Annotated in this window: 1 protein-coding gene; it reads right to left on the minus strand. The window is 60.2% G+C overall.

Annotation, left to right across the window (positions count from 1 at the left end):
- On the minus strand, positions 1 to 1,450 hold a 1,450-nt coding region (locus ACIPW4_RS27300), incomplete at both ends, for an immunoglobulin-like domain-containing protein (protein ID WP_400663779.1).

Here is a 1,450-nt window from a genome sequence, read left to right on the forward strand (position 1 = left end):
GCCGAACTTCACGTTCAGGACGACAGGATCGCTACCCGCGCGTGGCGCGGTGCTCATCGCGAAGTTGAAGGTGATGTCCTGGCCTTCGTTGACCGGGGCTGCAGTAACCACAGCAGTTACCGGCGTTTCAGTGTCACGCACGTCAACAGTACCGGTGGAAGCACCGATCTTCTCGTAACCACCGCCGGTGCCGCCCAGCACATTGACGCTCAGGCTGCCGGCGTCGACGAAGACGTCTTCGCCGTTCGGGTTGGCTACGGTCAGCGAACCGTGACCGGTTGCGTCCAGAGTGACCTGGTGAGTCACGTCGCCGAACTTCACGTTCAACACGACTGGCTCGCTGCCCGCACGCGGGGCAGTGCTCATTGCGAAGTTGAAGGTGATGTCCTGACCTTCGTTGACCGGGGCAGCAGTGACCACGGCGGTGACCGGAGTCTCGGTATCGTTAACCTGAACGCTGCCAGTCGAGGCGCCAATCTTCTCGTAGCCACCACCGGTACCGCCCAGCACGTTGACGGAGAGGCTGCCGGCGTCGACGAACACGTCTTCGCCGTTTGGGTTGGCCACAGTCAGCGAACCATGGCCGGTTGCGTCCAAAGTGACCTGGTGGGTGACGTCGCCGAACTTCACGTTCAGCACAACCGGATCGCTACCGGCACGTGGCGCGGTGCTCATCGCAAAGTTGAAGGTGATGTCCTGGCCTTCATTTACCGGCGCTGCAGTAACGACGGCAGTCACTGGCGTTTCGGTATCTTCGACGGTGACAGTTTTGCTAGCTCCAGCAAGATCAACAATCTCGTAATTACCGCCATTTACTGCGGTTACCGTCGCCGTGACGTCACTTGCATCAACATACACATCCTCCACGTTCGTGTTCGGAACTTGCAGGCTACCTTTACCAGTTACGTCTACTTCTACGGTATAGATTGTGCCGCCTACATTCACGGTCAGCGTGGTCGCGGTCTGCGGCGGGTTACTCAGCTGGAAGTTGAAGGTGACGTTGGTGTCGCCTTCCTTCGCTGGCTCGGCAGAAACAGCCACGGTGGTGGTGTCGACGGTGTCTTCGACAGTGGCGGTAGTGGTCGCGCCAGTCAGGTCGACCGCTTCGAAGTTGCCGCCGTTCACTGCGGTGACGGTCGCGGTCAGCTTCGACGGATCGGTATAGACGTCGTCACCGTTGGCATTCGGGACCTGGAGGGTGCCTTTACCAGTGGAGTCCACATTCACGGTGTAGTTGGTGCCGCCCACGTTGACCGTCAGGGTCACAGTGGTGCCAGCTTGCGGCGGGTTGCTCAGCTGGAAGTTGAAGGTGACATTGGTGTCGCCTTCCTTCGCCGGCTCGGCAGAAACGGCCACGGTGGTGGTGTCGACGGTGTCTTCGACAGTGGCGGTAGTGGTCGCGCCAGTCAGGTCGACCGCTTCGAAGTTGCCGCCGTTCACTGCGGTGAAC

The organism is Pseudomonas sp. NPDC089996, assembly GCF_044748405.1.
Classification (GTDB): domain Bacteria; phylum Pseudomonadota; class Gammaproteobacteria; order Pseudomonadales; family Pseudomonadaceae; genus Aquipseudomonas.